Annotated in this window: 14 protein-coding genes; 1 reads left to right on the top strand and 13 read right to left on the bottom strand. The window is 73.7% G+C overall.

Annotation, left to right across the window (positions count from 1 at the left end; translation table 11 throughout):
* Positions 1-3: 3 nt before the first annotated feature.
* The 6 genes from cobC to cobM all read right to left on the bottom strand — a co-directional run bounded on the left by cobC (position 4) and on the right by cobM (position 6,521).
* The gene (gene cobC, locus ACZ5C2_RS18310) at positions 4-1,071 is read right to left on the bottom strand and encodes an Rv2231c family pyridoxal phosphate-dependent protein CobC (RefSeq protein ID WP_468791832.1); all 1,068 of its coding nucleotides are present in this window, start codon (positions 1,069-1,071) and stop codon (positions 4-6) included.
* Positions 1,061-1,966, bottom strand: coding sequence for a sirohydrochlorin chelatase (locus ACZ5C2_RS18305; protein ID WP_468791829.1), 906 nt, complete (start codon positions 1,964-1,966; stop codon positions 1,061-1,063). The genes cobC and ACZ5C2_RS18305 overlap by 11 nt, the downstream gene beginning before the upstream one ends.
* Positions 1,963-2,556 (bottom strand): precorrin-8X methylmutase, encoded by a 594-nt coding sequence (locus tag ACZ5C2_RS18300; RefSeq protein ID WP_468791826.1) that lies wholly within the window; start codon positions 2,554-2,556, stop codon positions 1,963-1,965. Before ACZ5C2_RS18300 ends, ACZ5C2_RS18305 begins: the two co-directional genes overlap by 4 nt.
* Positions 2,553-4,235, bottom strand: coding sequence for a precorrin-3B C(17)-methyltransferase (gene cobJ / locus ACZ5C2_RS18295; protein ID WP_468791823.1), 1,683 nt, complete (start codon positions 4,233-4,235; stop codon positions 2,553-2,555). Before cobJ ends, ACZ5C2_RS18300 begins: the two co-directional genes overlap by 4 nt.
* 199 nt (positions 4,236-4,434) lie before the next feature.
* Positions 4,435-5,670 (bottom strand): precorrin-6y C5,15-methyltransferase (decarboxylating) subunit CbiE, encoded by a 1,236-nt coding sequence (cbiE, locus tag ACZ5C2_RS18290; RefSeq protein ID WP_468791820.1) that lies wholly within the window; start codon positions 5,668-5,670, stop codon positions 4,435-4,437.
* Positions 5,667-6,521: a precorrin-4 C(11)-methyltransferase gene (cobM, locus tag ACZ5C2_RS18285; RefSeq protein WP_468791817.1), complete on the bottom strand. Its 855-nt coding sequence runs from the start codon at positions 6,519-6,521 to the stop codon at positions 5,667-5,669. Before cobM ends, cbiE begins: the two co-directional genes overlap by 4 nt.
* Before the next feature lie 95 nt (positions 6,522-6,616).
* Between cobM and ACZ5C2_RS18280 the strand changes: the two genes are divergently transcribed.
* On the top strand, positions 6,617-7,345 hold the full coding sequence (locus ACZ5C2_RS18280) for a ZIP family metal transporter (protein WP_468791814.1): 729 nt from the start codon (positions 6,617-6,619) through the stop codon (positions 7,343-7,345).
* A 26-nt stretch (positions 7,346-7,371) separates the two neighbouring features.
* On the opposite strand, the gene cobI is transcribed toward ACZ5C2_RS18280, so the two are convergent.
* The 7 genes from cobI to ACZ5C2_RS18245 form a co-directional block, all read right to left on the bottom strand.
* Positions 7,372-8,103 (bottom strand): precorrin-2 C(20)-methyltransferase, encoded by a 732-nt coding sequence (cobI, locus tag ACZ5C2_RS18275; protein ID WP_468791811.1) that lies wholly within the window; start codon positions 8,101-8,103, stop codon positions 7,372-7,374.
* Positions 8,100-9,596, bottom strand: a complete 1,497-nt coding sequence (locus tag ACZ5C2_RS18270; protein WP_468791808.1) for a cobyrinate a,c-diamide synthase — start codon at positions 9,594-9,596, stop codon at positions 8,100-8,102. Before ACZ5C2_RS18270 ends, cobI begins: the two co-directional genes overlap by 4 nt.
* A complete protein-coding gene (gene cobO / locus ACZ5C2_RS18265) occupies positions 9,590-10,198 on the bottom strand; it encodes a cob(I)yrinic acid a,c-diamide adenosyltransferase (RefSeq protein WP_468791805.1) in 609 nt (202 codons plus the stop codon). The genes ACZ5C2_RS18270 and cobO overlap by 7 nt, the downstream gene beginning before the upstream one ends.
* Positions 10,198-12,255 carry a putative cobaltochelatase gene (locus ACZ5C2_RS18260; protein ID WP_468791802.1) on the bottom strand — a complete coding sequence of 686 codons (2,058 nt, stop codon included), beginning with the start codon at positions 12,253-12,255 and terminating at the stop codon, positions 10,198-10,200. Before ACZ5C2_RS18260 ends, cobO begins: the two co-directional genes overlap by 1 nt.
* 169 nt (positions 12,256-12,424) lie before the next feature.
* Positions 12,425-16,078, bottom strand: a complete 3,654-nt coding sequence (cobN, locus tag ACZ5C2_RS18255) for a cobaltochelatase subunit CobN (RefSeq protein WP_468791799.1) — start codon at positions 16,076-16,078, stop codon at positions 12,425-12,427.
* Positions 16,075-17,586 (bottom strand): cobyric acid synthase, encoded by a 1,512-nt coding sequence (locus ACZ5C2_RS18250; RefSeq protein WP_468791796.1) that lies wholly within the window; start codon positions 17,584-17,586, stop codon positions 16,075-16,077. Before ACZ5C2_RS18250 ends, cobN begins: the two co-directional genes overlap by 4 nt.
* On the bottom strand, positions 17,583-18,524 hold the full coding sequence (locus ACZ5C2_RS18245; protein ID WP_468791793.1) for a cobalamin biosynthesis protein: 942 nt from the start codon (positions 18,522-18,524) through the stop codon (positions 17,583-17,585). Before ACZ5C2_RS18245 ends, ACZ5C2_RS18250 begins: the two co-directional genes overlap by 4 nt.
* Positions 18,525-18,545: the final 21 nt, after the last annotated feature.

Here is an 18,545-nt window from a genome sequence, read left to right as displayed (position 1 = left end):
GATTCAGGGGGATCCCAAGACCCGCCCCAGCACGGACAGGAAGCCGTCCGTCGTCTCCCGGTCCCGTACCGCCAGGCGCAGCCAGTCCCCGCCCAGCCCCGGAAACGTGTCCCCCCGGCGTACGGCGTAACCGAGGGTGCGCAACCGTCGTCGTACCGTCGCCGCCTGCGGCAGCCGGACCAGCACGAAGGGGCCCGCGGCCGGCTCGGCGACCCGGACACCGTGGGCGGTCAACTTCTCCAGCCCCGCCACCAGATGCGCGCGGTCCGCCGCGATGCGACGGGCCGCGTCGGCCGCCTCCGCGAGCGCCCGGGGACTTACGCACGCCTCCGCCGCCGCCAGCGCCGGTGTCGAGACCGGCCACAGCGGCTGGGCGCGCTCCAGTTCCGCGACGGTCTCCGGGGCCGCCAGGACGTAGCCGATCCGCAGCCCCGCCAGCCCCCACGTCTTGGTGAGGCTGCGCAGCACCACCAGACCCGGTACATCCGTACGCCCGGCCAGCGCCTCCCGCTCACCCGGCACCGCGTCCATGAACGCCTCGTCCACCACCAGCGTCCGCCCGGTGCGGGCCAGCCCGGCCACGGTGGCGGCCGGGTGGAGTACGGACGTCGGGTTCGTCGGGTTGCCGATCACCACCAGGTCCGCGTCCCCGGGCACCGCCGACGGGTCCAGCCGGAAGCCGTCCGCCTCCCGCAGCAGCACCCGGTCCACCGTGTGCCCGGCGTCCCGCAGCGCCGCCTCCGGCTCCGTGAACTGCGGGTGCACCACCACCGGCCGGCGTACCTTCAGCGCCCGCGCCAGCAGCACGAACGCCTCCGCCGCACCGGCCGTCAGCAGCACCCGCTCCACCGGCAGCCCGTGCCGCGCCGCCACCGCAGCCCGTGCGGCCCGCCCGTCGGGGTAGGCGGCGAGCCCGGACAGCGACGCGGCGATGTGCTCACGCAGCCACGCCGGGGGCGTGCCGGTGCGGACGTTCACCGCGAGGTCGACCAGTGCCGAACCGTCGTCGCGGACCTCGGCGTCGCCGTGGTGGCGCAGATCGTGCCCGCCGCCCACGGGATCAGTGCGCATGGGAGTGGGCGTGGCCGTGCCCGTGGTGGTGGTGACCGCTGTCGTCGGGGTGGAAGTGAGGCTGCTGCGGCTGACCCACCTTGTCCTCGAAGCCCGGCAGCGCGATCCGGTACACGCACGAGTCGCAGTTCATCCTGAGATCACCCTTCACGGCCTCCTCGTACCGCTCCATCACCAGATCCAGCAGCTCCGGTTCCGGACCGATGACGTCCGCCGACCGTACCCCGGTCTCCGGATGGGCCGCCGCCCACCGGGCCGTCTGCCGCCGCACCCGGTCCGGCAGGATCCCGGTGAACAGGAAGTACGGCAGCACCACCACCCGCCGGGCACCGAGGCGCGCACACCGGTCCAGCCCGCTCGGCACGTCCGGCGCCGCCAGCGACACGAACGCCGTCTCCACGGCCGCGTAGCCCCGCCCCTCCCACAGCAGCCGCGCCGCCCTGAACACCTCGGCGTTCGCATCCGGGTCCGTCGACCCGCGCCCCACCAGCAGCACCGTCACCTCGGACACGTCCCAGGACGGGTCCACCGCCTCGGCCAGCCGCCGCTCCAGCACACTCAGCAGCGCGGGGTGCGGGCCGAGCGGACGGCCGTAGGCGTACGAGACACCCGGGTGGCGCTCCTTCTCGCGGGCCAGCGCCGCCGGGATGTCCCCCTTGGCGTGCCCGGCGGACACCAGCATCAGCGGAACGGCCGCGAACCGCCGCACTCCCCGCTCCACCAGCTCGGCGACGGCCTCACCCAGCGGCGGCGGGGACAGCTCGATGAAGCCGCCCGCTACGGGCAGTCCGGGATGACGGCGCCCCAGCTCCCGCACGAAGTCACGGAACGCCTCCGCTCCGGCGTCGTCCCGGGTGCCGTGGCCGGCGATGAGAAGGGCGGGCGGGGTGGTCACAGGTTCTCCTCGGGTCCGGGGGAAACGGGGTGGTACAGCAGGGCGTTGAGCGCGGCGGCGGCAACCGCCGACCCGCCCTTCTCGGACACGTTGCTCACGGCGGGCAGCCCGCTCTCGCGCAACGCGGCCTTGGACTCGGCCGCCCCGACGAAACCGACGGGCAGCCCGATGACCAGGACGGGGGAGGCGTCGAGCGTCAGCAGCTCCTCGAGGGCGGTCGGCGCGCAGCCGATCACCCACAGGGCGCCGGGCCCGACCTCCTCGTACGCCAGCCGCACGGCGTGGGCCGAACGCGTGAGCCCCGGCCCGGAGGCGGCTTCCCCCAGCCGGCACACGGTCTCCCGGCGGGTGATGCCGGCCGCGACCATCTCCACGTCCACCACGACCGGCGCCCCGGCGTGCAGCGCGGCGTGCGCGCGAACCAACTCGCCCTCGTCCAGGACGAGATCACCGGCGTAGTCCAGGTCGGCGGCGGAGTGGACGACCCGCTCCACCACCGCCCGGGTCAGCGGCGGGAAGTGCGAGGTGTCCAGGCGGGCGCGCAGCCGCCGGAAGGACTCCTGCTCGATGGGGTGCACCACGCGGTTCACCGGGCCTCCTCCTGCCAGCGGTAGCCCCGCGGGGTGACCATGCGTCCCGCGATCTCCCGGGTCGCCCTGTTGCCCACGGTCACGACCGTCATCATGTCGACCGTCGCCGGGTCCAGCGCGGCCAGCGTGGTCAGCCGGCTCGACTCGTCCGCGCGGGACGCGTTGCGCACGACCCCGACCGGCGTCGCCGGCTCCCGGTGCTCCGCGAGGATCGCGAGGGCCTTCGGCAGCTGCCAGTCACGGCCCCGGCTGCGCGGGTTGTAGAACGTCACCACGAGGTCCGCCTCGGCCGCCGCCCGCACCCGCCGCTCGATGACCTCCCACGGCGTGTGCAGGTCGGACAGGCTGATCGACACATGGTCGTGGCCCAGCGGCGCCCCCAGGACCGCCCCGGCCGCCAGCGCCGCCGTCACTCCCGGCACCCCGAGCACGTCGATGTCGTCGGACGCCTCGGCGAGCGCGGGGGAGGCCATGGCGTAGACCCCCGCGTCGCCACTGCCGATCAGCGCGACCGCATGCCCGCGCCGGGCCTCCGCGACGGCCGTACGGGCCCGCTCCTCCTCCGCCCCGAGCCCGGACTCCAGTACGCGCGTGCCCGGTCGCAGCAGATCGCGGATCTGGTCGACGTACTGGTCGAGGCCCACCAGCACGGAGGCGCGCCGCAGTTCTGCCTTCGCCCGCGGGGTGAGCAGATCCCGCGCGCCCGGCCCCAGGCCGACCACCGCGAGCCGCCCGCGCCCCGGACGCCGCACGACGGCACAGGTCGCCATCGCGGGACGTCCCGCCGACTTCCTTTTGGGCACGAGCAGTTCACCCCCGTTCACCAGCGCGGCGGCCTCCGCCACCGACGGGGTGCCGACGGCGGCGAGCGGCGCGTCGGAAGGGTTGGGCACCTCGACGCGGGCCAACTCCCCCGCGGTGTGCGTCACCAGGGGCACCCCGAGCCGCCGGGCCGCCTCCACGATGCCGGGCTCGCCGGCCTTGGCGTCCACGGTGGCCAGCTCGGCGAGCGACGCCGCCGACAGCCCCGCCCCGCGCAGGACGCCCTCGACCAGAGCGAGAACCTCCTCCACGGGGACACCCTTCGAGGCACCGATCCCAGCGACCAGGGTGGGTGGCCGGAGCACCGCCTCCCGTGCGCCCCACTCGACCAGACGGTCCGTGACACGGATCGTGTACGACCCTTCGCCGGCGACCGGGAGCGGCGGCAGCGGCCAGCCCACCTCGGCGCGCAACGCGACCGCCTCACCGTCCAGCAGCGCCCGCGACACGGCGGCGACGTTCCCCTCCACCGGCAGACCGAGGGTGTCCAGACCCGGCAGTCGGACCGCGTCGGTCGCCGTCGTCACCACGGGCTCCGCACCCAGCACCTCGCCGACCGCACGGGCCAGCTCGTTCGCCCCGCCGCCGTGCCCGCCCATCAGCGACACGGCGTACCGTCCGCCCTCGTCGACACAGACCACACCGGGATCGCTCGCCTTGTCACCGAGCAGCGGCGCCACCAGCCGCACCACGGCCCCCGTGGCGAGGAAGCACACGAGCTGCTCGCACTCGGCGAACGCGGCCCGCACGGCGTCCCCCACCGGACCCGCGTACACGCGCGTACGGTCCGGCCACGCGGCGGCGAGCCGGTCCCCCGCGGCCCTGCCGGCCGCCGTCGCCGCGATGAGACCGATCATCGGGTACCCCCCACCAGTGACCGGTCCGGTCGCGCAGCACCGAGCGAGCCCCGGGCCGCCACAGCTGTACCTTCCGACGACGTCGTGAGCCGGGCCGGTGTCGAGTCGGGCCGTGCCGATCGGGTCGGGCTCGGCGGCCGCCTGTCGGGCGGACGAGGGGAGTGAGCCGGGGACCGCCCCTGCTCGCTGAGGAGAGCGTTCAAAGCCCGGCTCCTTCGGTACGGCCGCGGGGCCGGACGCCCCACAGCAGGAAAACGGGGTTGGCCGCCGCCAGCCGGGTCACGTCCCCCGGCAGCGGCGCCAGCCGCGACGACTGCAACAGCACCCCGTCGCAGCCGAACCCGGTGCCGGTCAGCGCCTCGCGCACGGCCGGCACCCGGTCGAGCGCGGCCAGCGCGACCACGACCGTCCGCCGGGCCCGCCGCGCGCAGGCGGTGACAACGGCGGGCAGCTCCCGCCCGCCCCCGCCGACGAACACGGCGTCGGGATCGTCGTCGAGCCCGGACAGCACCTCCGGCGCCGTCCCGTGCACCACGCGCACGTCGACCCCGTGCGCGACGGCGTTGGCGCGGACCCGCTCGACCCCGTCCGGCGTCTTCTCCACCGCCGTGACGGCGGCACCGAGCCGCGCGCACTCCACGGCCACGGACCCCGACCCCGCACCGACGTCCCACACCAGCTCACCGGGACGCGGCCCCAGCCGGGCCAGGGCCAGCGCCCGTACCTCGAACTTGGTGATCATCGAGTCGCGGTGTGCGAACTCAGCCTCCTCCAGCGCCCATCCGGTGGGCCCCGCCGACGGGCCCGCGACCGTACGCACCGGCCCCGGCGCACGCGCCTCGTCCAGACACAGCACGACGTTCACCGCCGTGCCCCAGTCACGGACGGCGGCCTCGGCGGGCGTCACCCGCTCCACCCGCTCCCCACCGGAACCGAGCGCGGAGGCGACCACCAGGACGCGCGGGTGACCGAGCAGCGCGGCCCCCAGCTCGGCCGGACCCGCCGCGGGCCCCGTCAGAACGGCGACCTTCGGGTGCGCCCGGCACAGGTTCACCGCCGTACGCGGATCCCTGCCGTGCGCGCTGACCACCACGGCGTCGTCCCACGGCAGCCCGGCCCGCGCGAAGGCGGCGGCCACGGAGGAGACCCCGGGCCGCACATCGAGCCGCTCGGCACCGAACCGTTCGGCCAGCGCCCGCACGATCCCGAAGAACCCGGGGTCCCCCGACGCCAGCACCACGACCGGCCGTTCCTCGGCGACGTACTTCTCCATGGTGTCGAGCGCGGGTGCCACCGGACCCAGCACGACCCGTTCTGCCCCCTCCGGCAGCCGCACGGCGTCCAGATGCCGCCGCCCGCCGACCACCAGCTCCGCGCCGGCTGCCACCCGGGCGTCGAGCGGCGCGCCCGTTCCCGTCCCGATGATGGTGATCACGTGCCCGCACCCCGTGAACGCAAGGCCCTGCGCGCCTCCGGGTCGGCCTTGCGGAACCCGTGGAAGTGTCCCGGGTGGTACAGGTGCGAGCGGGTGCCGTGCGCGTCGAGCGCCGGACCGACCAGGAACAGCGTGTGCTTCCACAGCTTGTGTTCCTTGACCGTCTCCTCCAGCGTGCCGATCGTGCACTTCACGACCAGCTCCTCCGGCCAGGTCGCCTGATACGCGACGACGACCGGCGTGGACGTCGGGTAGCCACCCTCCAGCAGCTCCCGCACCAGCTGACCGCTGCGGGCGGCCGACAGGAAGACCGCCATGGTGGTGCCGTGCCGCGCGAACTCGCGGACCTCCTCACCGGGCGGCATCGGCGTCTTGCCCCCGCCGAGCCGGGTCAGGACGACGGACTGCGCCACCTCGGGAATGGTCAGCTCGCGCCGCGCGAGCGCCGCGACGGCCGAGAAGGACGACACACCGGGCACGATCTCGGTCGGGATGCCGAGCTCCGCACACCGGTCGACCTGCTCCTGCGTGCCACCCCACAGCGCCGGATCGCCGGAATGGATCCGTGCGACCTTCAGTCCCTCCGCGCGGGCCCGCCCGTAGACGGCCACCACGTCCTCCAGGGACATGGTCGCCGAATCGAGGATCTCCGCGTCCTCCCGCGCATGCCGCAGCACGTCCTCCTGCACCAGGCTGGCGGCCCAGATGACCACATCGGCCTCGGCGATGGCCCGGGCGGCACGGAACGTCAGCAGATCGGCGGCGCCGGGTCCGGCCCCGACGAAGGTCACCCTGCCGGTGAAGGTACCGGCGGGGGAGCCGGTGGAAGCACCGGTGGCGGCATCGGCCATGGGATGCGGTCCTCTCCTGGGAATGATCGAAGACGGTGGGCGGTGAGCGGCTGTCACGCGTGCGTGACCGGCCACCGATCGGATACGAAGAACGCATGGCGGTCTTCGTCGCGCTCGGCGCGTTCCTGATGACGCTGGCCGGCGGCTGGTCGGCACATCGCGTGACCGACCGCCGCCATCTGGTGCTGGGCCTGGCCGGCGGGCTGATGCTGGGCGTCGTCGGCCTGGAACTCCTCCCGGAGTCCCTGGAAGCGGCAGGCACCGAGATCCACGGGGTACCGGCGGCCCTGCTGCTCTTCGTCGGCGGTTTCCTGCTCGCCCATCTGGTGGAACGCCTGCTGGCCCACCGACAGGCCGCCCACGGCGCCGGGGAGAGCGAGGGCCGCACTCCCGAGGTGGGCCTCACCGCCGCCGCCGCGATGGTCGGTCACAGCGCCATGGACGGTGTGGCGATCGGCGCCGCCTTCCAGGTCGACGACAGCATGGGCGCCGCCGTCGCGGTGGCCGTCATCGCCCACGACTTCGCGGACGGCTTCAACACGTACACACTCACGCGGGTCTACGGCAACGCCCGCCGCCGCGCGCTGATGATGCTGTTCGCGGACGCGGCCGCACCGGTCGTCGGCGCGGCGTCCACTGTCTTCTTCACGCTCCCGGAACCCCTGCTCGGTGGCTACCTGGGCCTGTTCGGCGGCGCGCTCCTCTACTTGGCGGCGGCCGAGATCCTCCCGGAGGCCCACCACGAACACCCGGCCCGCTCCACACTGCTGTGCACGGTCGCGGGGGTGCTGTTCATCTGGCTGGTGGTGGGCGCGGCGCACTGAGCACGACCCGCGCCGGCCCGGGCCGTTCACAGTTTCCCGCCCCGCCCGCCGTCGCGCCGCGGCGGCGCGATGAGCGTGGAGAGGTACGGCAGGGGCGTCCCGTCCAGCTCGGCGGCCCGCCGCACCGACTCCTCCGGCAGGCCGAGCGCCGACCCCCACACCGCGTCGCCGATCCGCCCGGTCTCCCGCAGCGCCTCGGCCACCTCACCTGCCTGCCGCCCGAACTTGTACGCGACGACCGTCCCGGGCCCGGCCAGCGCGTCCTTCAGCACGGCGGCCCCGGCGGTCACCGGCACCAGCGTGAGCGGTTCGGTCCCCTCGGTCAGCACCGCACCCGAGCGCGCGGCCAGATCCTGCATGGCGGTGATCCCCGGCACGGTCTCGACAGCGGCGTCGGGCACCAACTCGCCGACCGTCTGCGCGAGATACGTGAACGTCGAGTACACATGGGGGTCCCCGATGGTCGCGAAGGCGACGCAGCGGTGCTCCCGCAACAGCCCGGCGACCCGCTGCCCGGCTGCGTCCCAGGCCGCCTCGCGCCGCGTCCGGTCGGTTCGCTCGTTCAACGCGAACACCACCCGGACGACCTTCTCCGCGGCCACATAACGCAGCACGGTCGCCTCGGCCCGCCCCCGCTCACCGCCGTCCATGACGGGTACGACGACGACATCCGCCGTCCGCAGCGCCTTGACCCCCTTGACGGTCACCAGCTCCGGATCCCCGGGTCCGACCCCGACCCCGACCAGCCTGCTGCTCATGACGTCCGGCACCTCTCCACGAACCGACGGGCGACACCGGGCTCGGACGCCCAGTGCGTGTGCAGATAGCTCGCGTGCACACCGCGCTGTACGAATCCCTCGACGCTCCGTTCGGGCGCCCGCACACCCCACGCGGGAGCGGCGCCGGCGCCCGGCTCGACGACGGTCCGGTGGAACTCGTGCCCCCGCATCCGCGTCCCGGCGGCGGCCAGCACACTGTCGGTCACGGCCACGGCGTCCCGGTAACCCAGGGTCAGCCGCTCCGCCATCCGCGCGGAGGCATCGAGCACCCCGCACATGGGCAGTCCCTCCAGTTCACGGCACAGATACAGCAGCCCGGCACACTCGGCGGCCACGGGAGCCCCGCGGACGGCCAGTTCGGCAACGGCCTTGCGCAGGGGCTCGTTGGCGGACAGTTCGGAGGCGTACACCTCGGGAAACCCACCCCCGATGACCAACCCGGCCGTCCCCTCGGGGAGCTCCTCGTGCCGCAGCGGGTCGAAGGGGACCACCTCGGCCCCGGCGGCGGAGAGCAACTCGGCATGCTCGGCGTACGAGAACGAGAAGGCGCTCCCACCGGCAACGGCGACCCTCACGGCCCGTCCGGCCACTCCCGGCCCGCCCGGGGATCGGGGACGAGACCCGTCCGGGGCCGAAGGGGGATCCGGGGGCACAGCCCCCGGGGACGAGGGGGGTCCCCCCGCTCGAGCGAAGCCGAGAGTGGGGGAGGGAAGGGACGGCGGGGGCGAGGAAGCCACGGCCCCACCCGCGTCCCATCCCGAACAGCCCAGCGCACCCGCACCCCGCGCGAGTGCGGCCAGCGCTTCCAGATCGCAGCCCGCGGCCACCTGTGCGGCCATCGCCCCAACGGCCTCGACCGCCTCGGCCCGCCGCTCGGCAACCGGCACCAACCCCAGATGCCGAGACGGCGTCTCCACCCGCGCGGCCCGCCGCAGAACCCCCGACACCGGAACCCCGACGGACTCCAACGCCTCCCGCAACAACCCCTCATGGCGGTCCGAGGCGACCTTGTTGAGGATCACGCCCCCGACCCGCACCTCCGGATCCCAGCTCACGAACCCGTGGACCAGTGCCGCCACCGACCGCGCCTGCGACGACGCGTCGACCACCAGCACCACCGGGGCCCGCAGAAGCTTCGCCACCTGCGCGGTGGACGCCAGTTCACCCTCCCCCGAGGCCCCGTCGTACAGCCCCATCGCACCCTCGACCACGGCGATGTCGCACCCGCGCGCACCGTGCGCGAACAGCGGCGCGATCAGCTCCGGCCCGCACAGGTACGCGTCGAGGTTGCGCCCCACCCGCCCGGTGGCCAGCGAGTGATACCCGGGATCGATGTAGTCGGGCCCCACCTTGTGCGGGGACACGGCGAATCCCCGCGCGGACAGCGCGGCCATCAACCCGGTGGCAACGGTGGTCTTCCCGCTCCCCGACGAGGGCGCGGCAATGACCAGCCGTGGAACGGATCTCACCACTCGATGCCCCTCTGCCCCTTCTGCCCGGCATCCATGGGGTGCTTCACCTTCGACATGTCGGTCACGAGGTCGGCGAACCCGACCAGCTTCTCCGGCGCGTTCCGCCCCGTGATGACCACATGCTGTGTCCCCGGACGCTCCCGCAGCACGGACACGACCTCATCGGTGTCGATCCATCCCCAGTGCATCGGGTAGGCGAACTCGTCCAGCACGTACAGCCGGTACGTCTCGGCGGCGAGGTCCCGCTTGACCTGCTCCCAGCCCTCGCGGGCCTTCTGCTCGTTGGTGGAGTTGTCCCCTTGCGGATCGCGCTGCACCCACGACCAGCCCTCACCCATCTTGTGCCAGTCGACGCTCCCGCCCTCACCGGAGGCGCCCAGCACGCGCAGCGCGTTCTCCTCGCCGACCTTCCACTTCGCCGACTTGACGAACTGGAACACCCCGATCGGCCACCCCTGGTTCCACGCCCGCAGGGCGAGCCCGAACGCAGCGGTGGACTTGCCCTTCCCCACACCCGTGTGCACGACGACCAGCGGCCGATTGCGCCGCTGCCGGGTCGTCAGCCCGTCATCGGGTACGGCACTCGGCTGTCCCTTCGGCATTACGCGGCCCTCCTCGAAGTCCCCTGTACGTCCCTGACCAGCCCGGCGATCGAGTCCGCCCGCAGTTCGTCCAGCGTCACGGCACCGCCGCCCAGCTCACCGGCCAACCGCCCGGCGAGCCCCAGCCGTACCGGCCCCGACTCGCAGTCCACGACCACCGACGCGACACCCTCGGCCGCGAACAGCCGTGCCGCACGCCCCGCCAGCGCGACCGGCTCCGGACCACCGGTCGCCCGTCCGTCGGTCACCACCACGACCAGAGCCCGCCGCGCCGGGTCCCGCAACCGCTCCACCCGCAGCACGTCGTGCGCTGTGAGCAGCCCCGCCGCCAGCGGTGTGCGCCCACCGGTCGGCAGCGACTCCAGCCGGGCCGCCGCGACGTCCACCGACGACGTGGGTGGCAGCGCCACATCGGCCGCCGACCCCCGGAAGGTCACCAGCCCCACCTTGTCCCGCCGCTGATAGGCGTCGAGCAGCAGCGACACCACGGCACCCTTCACGGCCCCCATCCGCTGCCGCGCGGCCATCGACCCGGAGGCGTCCACGACGAACAGCACGAGGTTCGACTCACGCCCCTCGCGCGTGGCCTGCCGCAGATCGTCCCGCCGCACCACCAGACCCGGCCCGGACCGGCCCCGCGCCCGCTGGTGCGGAGCCGCCGCCCGGACGGTCGCCGCCAGGTGCAGCTTCGTCAGCGCGCCGTCCGGCCGCCGCGCGCCCGTCGTCCGTCCGTGCTCGGTCCGCGCCCGCGACCGCCGCCCGGCGGAGCCCTCGCCGATCCCGGGCACGCTCAGCACCTTGGTGCGGAACGGCTCGGCGGCACCCACCGGGGGCCGCTCACCGGAACCGGCCCCCGAGGGACGCGACTCCCCGGCCCCCTCGGACCCGTCGGAGCCCTCGGACTTCTCGGACCTCTTGGCCTCCCAGGCCTCGGGCGTCGCCCCCGCGTCACCGTCCTCGGGACCGTCGGCAGGTGACTCCCCGCCACCCCCGCCACCCCCATCGGGTCCGTCCGGCCCGTCCGGATCGGTGTCGGGATCGTCGTCGCCCCCGAACTCCTCCAGTGTCTCGTCGAGCTTGTCCTCGTCGAGGCCCGGCGCGTCGAAGGGGTTCCGCCTCCGCCGGTGGGGGAGGGCCAGGAGCGCAGCCTGCCGCACGTCCTCGGCCAGCACATCCGTCCGCCCGGCCCAGGCCGCCAGCGCGGTCGCCGTACGCGCCATCACGATGTCGGCCCGCATGCCGTCCACCTCGAACGCCGCGCAGGTCGCCGCGATCTGCCGCAGCGCCCCGTCACCCAGCCGCACCGACGGCAACAACTCCCGCGCCGCCACGATCCGCGCCCGTACGGCGGCCTCCTCACCGGACCACCGCGCGGCGAACCCGGCGGGGTCGTCGTCGTACGCCAGCCGTCGCCGTACGACCTCCACCCGCTGGTCGGGCTCGCGCGAGGCGGCCACCTCGACGGTCAGCCCGAACCGGTCCAGCAACTGGGGTCGCAATTCGCCTTCTTCGGGGTTCATGGTCCCGACGAGCAGGAATCGCGCCGCATGCCGTACGGAAACGCCCTCGCGCTCCACATACGAGGCACCCATCGCCGCGGCGTCCAGCAGCAGGTCGACCAGATGGTCGTGAAGGAGATTGACCTCGTCGACGTACAGAATCCCCCGGTGCGCGTCGGCCAGCAGCCCCGGCTCGAACGCCTTCACGCCCTCCACCAGCGCCCGCTCGATGTCGAGCGCGCCCACAAGCCGGTCCTCGGAGGCACCGACGGGCAGCTCGACCATCCGGGCCGGCCGGGAGCCCGAGGCCCCCGGCTCGTGTGGCCCGTCCGGGCAGGCGGGGTCGGGAGAGGCCGGGGCACAGGAGAAGCGGCACCCTGAGACGATCTCCACCTCCGGCATCAGCGCCGACAGCGCACGCACAGCCGTGCTTTTCGCGGTCCCTTTCTCTCCCCGGACCAGGACTCCACCGACCGCAGGGCTTACGGCGTTGAGAAGCAAGGCCAGGCGAAGGTCTTCCTGACCCACTACAGCGGTGAAGGGGTAGGGCGTGCTCACGCGGTGATCACTCCTTCGGGTGACTCAAGGTGAAGCGGCCCGAGGTGAGGCCGATCGCCGGTCAATGTGGTGGCGTGCTCCCCGCACGCGCGGGGGTGTTCCGGGCACTGCCAAGTCGACCGCGGTTCGTGCACTGTGCTCCCCGCATCCGCGGGGATATTCGGGGAGATCACTCGTCTCCCTCCAGATCTCCCTCGAGTTCGAGGTAGGCCGCCCGGAGCCGGTCCAGGGTCTCCTGGTCCGGTTCCGCCCAGAGCCCACGGTCTGCCGCCTCCAGCAGACGTTCCGTGATGCCCCGCAGCGCCCAGGGGTTGGACGTGCGCATGAACTCCTGGTTCTCCGGCGAGAACACGTACTCGGACGCCAGCTTCTCGTACATCCAGTCATCGACCACGCCCGCCGTGGCGTCGTACCCGAAGAGGTAGTCGACGGTCGCGGCCATCTCGAAGGCGCCCTTGTAGCCGTGCCTCCTCATGGCACTCATCCAGCGGGGGTTGACCACCCGTGCACGGAAGACCCGGTGCGTCTCCTCGCCCAGCGTCCGGGTCTTCACCTGGTCCGGGACGGCGGAATCCCCGACGTACGCCTCGGGGCTCGCACCCGTCAGGTGCCGCACCATGGCGACCATGCCGCCGTGATACTGGAAGTAGTCATCCGCGTCATGGATATCGTGCTCGCGCGTGTCCACGTTCTTCGCCGCCACCGCGATCCGCCGGAACGCCGTCTCCATGTCCCCCCGCGCCGCCCGTCCGTCGAGCCCGCGCCCGTAGGCGTAGCCGCCCCACACCGCGTACACCTCGGCGAGGTCGGCGTCGGAGCGCCAGTTCCGCGCGTCGATCAGCGGGAGCAGACCGGCACCGTACGCGCCCGGCTTGGAGCCGAAGATGCGGGCCGTGGCACGCCGCCGGTCGCCGTGCTCGGCGGTGTCCTCATCGGCGTGGGCGCGTACGTGGTTCTGCGAGGCGGGCTCGTCCAGCTCCGCCACCGCCCGCACCGCGTCGTCGATCAGCCCCACCACGTGCGGGAACGCGTCCCGGAAGAACCCGGAGATACGCACCGTGACGTCGATCCGCGGCCGGCCCAGCTCATCGAGGCCGACCACCTCGAACCCGGTCACCCGCCGCGACGCGTCGTCCCACACCGGACGGCAGCCCAGCAGTGCCAGGATCTCGGCGATGTCGTCACCCTGGGTGCGCATCGCCGACGTGCCCCACACCGTCAGGCCGACGGACTTCGGGTACTCACCCGTGTCCTGCAGATACCGCCGCAACAGCGAGTCGGCCAGCGCCTGCCCGGCCTCCCAACTGAGCCGTGAGGGGATCGCCTTGGGGTCGACGGAGTAGAAGTTCCGCCCGGTCGGGAGCACGTTGACCAGCCCGCGCGTGGGCGAACCCGACGGTCCCGCCGGGACGTAACCGCCGTCCAGCGCCCGCAGGATGTGCCCGATCTCGTCCGTCGTACGCCCCAGCCGGGGCACGACCTCCTCGCATGCGAACCGCACCACGGCCACCGCGTCGGAAAGTTCGGCGCCCAGCACCTCCCGTACCAGCGGGGGAGCCGAGCCGGTCGCCCAGCCACGCTCCTCCATCCCCTCCGCGATCCGCCGGCACAGCTGCTCCAACAGGTCGATCGCGTCGGCGCCCGTACGCGACGGACCGTCCACCAGGCCCGTCAGCTCCACGGGCACCTTCACCGGCGCACCCGGTTCGGCCAGCAACTCCTTCTCCACCAGCCCGAAGTGCTCGGCCAGCGCGGCCCGCAGGCCCGGCAGCGCGTTCGCCCGCCCGCCCCACACCTGTGAGGCGCGCAGCACCGCCAGCACCAGGTTCACGCGCGGTTCGCCGACCGGACCACCGCCCAGGATGTGCAGGCCGTCGCGGATCTGCACGTCCTTGATCTCGCACAGATAGCCGTCGATGTGCATGACGAACGCGTCGAAAGCGTCGTCGTCCGGCTGATCGTCCACCTGCAGGTCGTGGTGCAGTTCGGCCGCCTTCACCAGCGTCCAGATCTGCGCGCGCACCACCGGTGCCTTCGCCGGGTCCAGGTCGGAGACCAGCGCGTACTCGTCGAGCAGCTGCTCCAGCTTCGCCAGATCGCCGTACGTGTCGGCCCGCGCCATCGGCGGAACCAGGTGATCGACGACCGTGGCGTGCCCGCGCCGCTTGGCCTGCGTGCCCTCACCGGGGTCGTTGACGATGAACGGGTAGATCAGCGGCAGGTCACCCAGCACCGCGTCCGGAGCACATCCGGCGCTCAGTCCCAGCCCCTTGCCCGGCAGCCACTCCATCGTGCCGTGCTTGCCCATGTGCACGATCGCGTCGGCGCCGAAACCGCTCTCCAGCCAGCGGTAGGCCGCCATGTAGTGGTGCGACGGCGGCATGTCGGGGTCGTGGTAGATCGCGATCGGGTTCTCCCCGAAGCCCCGCGGCGGCTGGATCATCACCACGACGTTCCCGAACCGGAGCGACGCGAGGACGATGTCCTCCCCGTCGACGTACAGCGACCCCGGCGGCTCGCCCCACGCCGTCCGCATCCCGTCCCGCAGCTGTGGGTCCAGTTCCTCGAACCAGGCCCGGTAGTCCGCCAACGGCACCCGCGCGGGCGCGGCGGCCAGCTGCTCCTCGGTCAGCCACTCGACGTCGTGCCCGCCCGCCTCGATGAGCCGGTGGATCAACTCGTCGCCGCCAGGGGGGTATCCGTCGACCGTGTATCCCGCGTCCCGCAGCGCGTCCAGCACCCGTACCGCCGAGGCCGGGGTGTCCAGCCCCACCGCGTTGCCGACGCGCGAGTGCTTCGTCGGGTACGCGGTGAAGACGAGCGCCAGCTTCTTCTCTGCGTTCGGCTTGTGCCCCAGCCGGGCGTGCCGTACGGCGATCCCGGCCACCCGCGCGGCCCGCTCCGGGTCGGCGACGTACACCGGGACGTCGTCGGGGCCCTGCTCCTTGAAGGAGAACGGCACCGTGATCAGCCGGCCGTCGAACTCCGGGATGGCGACCTGCATCGCCGCGTCCATGGGGGACAGAGCGGCGTCCGACTCCTCCCACGCGGCGCGTGACGACGTCAGACAGAGCGCTTGCAGCACCGGTACGTTCAGGTCGGCGAGCGCCCCGATGTCCCAGGCCTCCTCGTCGCCTCCCGCCGACACCTGCGAGGCGTGCGTGCCGCCGGCCGCGAGCACGGTGGCGACGAGGGTGTCGGCCTCGGCCAGCAGCTCGTACAGCTCCGGGTCGGCGCCGCGCAGCGAACCGCAGTAGACGGCGAGGGCGTTGGCGCCCCGAGCCTCGATCGCGTCGCACAGCGTGTCCACGAAGGCGGCGTTGCCGCTCAGTTCGTGCGCGCGGTAGAAGAGCACGCCGACCGTCGGGCGGCCGGTGTCCAGAGGGCGCTCGCCGTGGACGCCGTACTCCGGCGTCCTTCGCGGCTCCTCGAACCCCTCACCGGTCAGCAGCACGGTGTCCGACAGGAACCGGGCCAGTTCGGCGAGGTTGCCCGGGCCGCCCTCGACGAGATACCGCAGTGCCTCCGCGACCACCCCGGCCGGTACGGTCGACTCGGCCATCAACTCCGCGTCCGGGACGGTCTCCCCGCCGAGCAGCACGGTGGGGATCCCGGACGCCTTCAGGGCGGCGAGCCCGTCCTCCCACGCCCGCTTGCCGCCCAGCAGTCGTACGACGGCGAGGTCCGCGCCGTCGAGCAGCGCGGGCAGCCCGTCCGCCACGTCCACGCGGGTCGGATTGCCGATCCGGAAGGAGACACCGGTGGCGGCCCGGGCCGCCAGGAGGTCCGTGTCGGCGGTCGACAACAACAACACTGTGCTCATGCGGGCGCTCCCGGTGGAATGAAGGGCAGTCCTCGTGGCGCGCCGGACTCGATGAGCCGCCACAGCGCGTCGGTGTCCGCGTGCTGTTCGATCAGGTCGCCGAGCCGGTCGAGCTGCTCCTCGCGCAGCGCGGCGAACGAGGTGTCGGGGGCCGGTACGAAGCGCCGTCCCGCGGCGGTGGCCACCTCGCGCAGGAAGGCGCGCCGGAAGCCGTCCGACTCCAGCGATCCGTGCCAGTGCGTGCCCCAGGTATGGCCGACCCGGCAGCCGTCCAGGAAGGCTTCGCCCGCCACGACGTCGGCGACCCCGTGATGGATCTCGTACCCCTCGACGGACTCCCCGAGGGCCCGGCCCACGGGCCGGGTGAGCGTCTTCTCGCGGGCGAACCGCACCCGCACGGGCAGGATGCCGAGCCCGTCCACGTGCCCCGCGTGGCTCTCGACCTCGTCCTCGATGTGCTCGCCGAGGATCTGGAAGCCACCGCAGATTCCGAGCACGGGGCGCCCCTCGGCCGCCCGGCGCCGCAACGCGTCCGCCAGCCCGCGTTCGCGCAGCCACCGAAGCGCCCGTACGGTGCCGCGGGTGCCCGGGAGCACCACGAGGTCGGCGTCGGCCAGTTCCTCCGGCCGGTCCACGAACCGCACCACGACACCCGGTTCGGCGGCGAGGGCGTCGACGTCGGTGAAGTTGGACATCAGCGGCACCGCGCACACGGCGACCCGCAGGACGTCCTCGCCCACCGGCGCGGCCACGACCGACTCCCGTACGGCGCCCCGCAGGGACACCCGCAGGCCGTCCTCCTCGTCGATGCCGAGGCCGTGTTGGAAGGGCAGCACGCCGTACGTCCGCCGCCCGGTCAGGCCGCGCAGCATCCCAAGACCCGGTTCCAGCAGTGAGACATCGCCCCGGAACTTGTTCACCAGGAACCCGGCGACCAGCGCCTGGTCCTCGCGGGACAGCAGGGCGACGGTGCCGAAGAAGGACGCGAAGACGCCGCCCCGGTCGATGTCGCCCACCACCAGGACCGGCAGCCCGCCGCCCCGGGCGATCCCCATGTTCACGATGTCCGTGCGCCGCAGATTGATCTCGGCCGGGCTGCCGGCGCCCTCGCAGATCACCGCGTCGTACGTGCCCCGCAACCGCTCCAGGCAGTCCAGCACCGTGCCCAGCAGTCGCTGCTGCCGTCCGCCGTGGTAGCCGCGCGCGCTCATCTCACCGACGGGCCTGCCCAGTAGCACCACCTGGCTGGACCGATCGCCGCCCGGTTTGAGCAGCACGGGGTTCATCAGCGCCGTCGGCTCGACCCGGGCGGCCTGCGCCTGCATGGCCTGCGCCCGCCCGATCTCGGCGCCCTCCCGGGTGACGTACGAGTTCAGCGACATGTTCTGCGCCTTGAACGGCGCGACCTTGACGCCGCTTCGCACCAGCCACCGGCAGATCCCGGCGGTGATCACGCTCTTGCCGGCGTCCGAGGTGGTCCCGGCGACCAGCAGACCCCCACCGCTCATGACGTACGCCCCTTCACGACGCTCCGCGCGAGGACGCCGGCCCCGAGGGCGAGCCAGCCGACGCGCCGTGAGAGCCGTACCGCCCGGTCGATGTCGGACACGGCCACGGCCCGGCCGCCGCCGCCCAGGACGGGCCGCTGCTCGACCCGTCCGCCGTAGGAGAGGGTCCCGCCGAGCCGCACGCCGAGGGCGCCCGCGAAGGAGGCTTCGACGGGCCCGGCGTTGGGGCTCGGATGCTTGCGTGCGTCGGCCCGCCACGCCCGCAGGGCACCACGCGGGTCCGGGCCGCCGAGCGCGGCGAGTACGGCGGTCAGCCGCGCCCCCGGCCAGCCGACGACGTCGTCGAGACGGGCGGAGGCCCAGCCGTAGCGGAGGTGGCGGGGCGACTTGTGGCCGACCATCGCGTCCAGGGTGTTGACGGCCCGGAAGCCGAGCAGGCCCGGCACTCCGGCGACGGCACCCCACACCAGCGCGCCGACGACGGCGTCGGAGGTGTTCTCGGCGACGGACTCGACCACCGCGCGGGCGATCTGGTCGGCGTCCAGCGCCTGCGGATCCCGGCCGCACAGGTGCGGCAGGCGGGCCCGTGCCGCCTCGACGTCCCCGGCCTCCAGTGCCCGTCCGATGGTGCGGGCCTCACGGGCCAGCGAGGTCCCGCCGACGACGGCCCAGGTGGCGACACCGGTCAGGGCGGCGGAGGCGGCGGGGGAGGAGCGTACGCAGCGGGTGGCGAGGCTTCCCAGCGCGACGGCCGAGCCGACACACACGGCGGTGTGCACGGCGCCCCGGCCCCGGTCGTCCCGCCACAGCACTCGTTCCACGGCAGCCGCGGCCCGCCCGAAGGCGGCGACCGGGTGCCCGCGGCGGGGATCGCCGAGCAGCAGGTCGCCGAGGAGGCCGGCAGCGGCGCCGTACGCGAACACGCGATCGGCACCCATGGGTTCAGCCGGTGACGGATC

This window comes from Streptomyces sp. NPDC031365 (assembly GCF_055569765.1).
This window is presented reverse-complemented; position numbering and strand designations above follow the sequence as displayed.